The sequence below is a fragment of the Microvirga sp. P4_A5 genome, assembly GCF_056402495.1.
Genome location: NZ_JBFUHH010000190.1, coordinates 1 through 2,299 on the forward strand (window position 1 = coordinate 1; position 2,299 = coordinate 2,299).

Annotated in this window: 2 protein-coding genes and 1 pseudogene; all 3 read left to right on the top strand. The window is 59.6% G+C overall.

Annotation, left to right across the window (positions count from 1 at the left end):
- Positions 1 to 268 (top strand): DnaJ domain-containing protein (locus tag AC1DVM_RS22990; protein ID WP_477258435.1); only part of this gene is annotated, 268 nt, incomplete at its 5' end.
- Positions 269 to 337: 69 nt separating this feature from the next.
- Positions 338 to 1,047: pseudogene (locus tag AC1DVM_RS22995) on the top strand (IS6 family transposase).
- 498 nt (positions 1,048 to 1,545) lie between these two features.
- The coding region (locus AC1DVM_RS23000; protein ID WP_477258437.1) for a M81 family metallopeptidase at positions 1,546 to 2,299 on the top strand (754 nt) is incomplete at its 3' end.

The following is a 2,299-nucleotide window of genomic DNA, read 5'->3' on the forward strand; positions in this document are numbered from 1 at the left end:
GGCTTATCTCGACCGTCGGCTGCCTCAGTGGCGTGAAACCGTTCGGGGTCGTGAGCACGCTCGGCCGGGCGCTCAGTCGTCATCGGGTGCGATGTCGGAAGAGGAGGCCCATCAGGTCCTTGGACTTCAGCCGGGCGCAAGTCTCGACGAGATCCGACAGGCACATCGAAGACTCATAAAAAAACTTCATCCCGACCAGGGCGGTTCGACATATCTGGCGGCTCGGGTGAACCAAGCCAAAGAGATCCTCTTCAGCCGGAGATGCTGACAGGGTCTTTACGCAGGAGCACACCGTCAGGTTAACCGGCGGGTGACCGGATCAAGGCATATGTGAGGGATGAAGAAGACCCATCATCCCCGTTATGCCCGTCACCGCTTCCCGCCTGAAGTGATCAGCTATGCGGTCTAGTTGTACTTCCGGTTCCCCTTGAGYCTGCGCATGGTCGAGGAGATGCTGGCCGCCCGCGGAATTCTGGTTAGCCATGAGACCGTAAGGCAATGGGCGCTGAAGTTTGGACAAGCCTTCGCCAACCATATCCGCAGGCGACGGCCCGCACCCGGAGACAAATGGCATCTCGATGACGTCGTCATCAGCATCGGCGGCCGGAAGCATTGGTTGTGGCGGGCCGTCGACCAGCACGGGACCGTCCTCGACATACTGAATCAGAGCCGCCGGAACGCAAAGGCCGCCAAGCGGCTGTTACGAAAGCTGCTCAAGAAGCAGGGCATCGCTCCTCGCGTGATGATCACGGACAAGTTGGCCAGCTATGGCGCGGCCAAGCGAGAGATCATGCCGGGTGTCGAACATCGGCAGCACCGGGGATTGAACAATCGTGCGGAGAACAGCCATCAGCCCACCCGACGACGGGAGCGCATCATGAAGCGCTTCAAGTCCGCTGGGCAGGCGCAGCGTTTTCTCTCGGTTCACGACCAAGTCGCAAACCTGTTCCGCCGCCCGCCCACACCAATGCAGAAGATCATCGCCGTGTCCGCGCTCAGGCCTTTCAGGTCTGGGCTGAGGTGACTGGCATCGGGAGTGCCGCCTGATCTGTCGTCTCAGTGAGGCGCTTTGCCTCCAGCTCATTAAATTGACGGTGCCTCCTGGCGCGTTTGGAGCGATGAACGTCATTTCGTGCGGAAGACTCTGCCCGAGGCGTCGGCGGTGTTACATCGGGTTTCCGAGACGAATTCAACGCTTTTTGCAGCAGTCGCACGTTTGATATCCGCAACTCGATAAGGCATTTCGCACTTCAGTAATCGGGCACTCCCCCGGTCAAAAACGATTGACGCCGTTCTACATTGTGAGACGGAAAGATTGGTGGTTGGAAGCTGACGCAAAGTTCACGCGGTATGCGCAAACGATAAACACGTACTTTCAACGAGGAGATTGACGACAAAGCCTATTGATCTCTACTCTGGTTCCAACGCTCATGCAGCGTTCCATAATATAGAACGCAAGTGAACTTTGGCTAGAGGTGGTCCAGCGGCATGGCACACGATCCGAGAATTCTGTTCGCCAGCTTSTTTCACGAAACACATACCTTCGTGAATGATCGTACGTCGCTGGCGGATTTCGGGATCAGGCGCGACGCGGCGCTGATGGGACGGCGCGGCGACGCCTCGATGGTCGACGGCTTTCTGGAGGTTGCCGAGCAGGAAGGATGGGATGTCGTTCCCGTGGCGGAGTATTCCGCGCTTCCTTCGGGAACCATCGACCACGTGGTGTTCGAGCAGTTCTGGAGCGAGGTCGAGACCGGTTTGCGGAAGGCTTTGGCTGCCGGGCCGCTCGATGGCATCTGGCTCGGATTGCATGGCGCCGCCGTCACAAGCGAATGCGACGACCCCGAAGGGGAATTGCTGCGCCGCATTCGCGGGACTCCGGGTGTGGGCACGCTTCCGATGTTCGGAGTCTTCGATCTACATGCCACTTTCACCCACATGATGGCCGATCATGTGAACGGCCTCGTGTGCTTCCGCGAGAACCCCCATACCGACGCGCGCGAATCCGCCGTGCGATCGGCCCGGCTTCTTTCTCGTTGTCTCAGAGAGGGCGTCACGCCCCGCATGAGGGTGCGCAATGCGCCGATCCTCTGGCCGCCGACAGGGACCGGAACCGCCGATACGCCGATGCGTGACCTCGAAGCGCTCGCCCGCCAGATCGAGAACGCGGATCCCTCAATCTGGGCGGTCAATGTCGTTGCGGGCTTTTCCTTTTCGGATGTCAAGGACGCAGGTGTTGCCTTCTCGCTTATCACCACCGGGAGCGACGGGGCAGCCGAAGCAGCGCTCGCTTCACTCG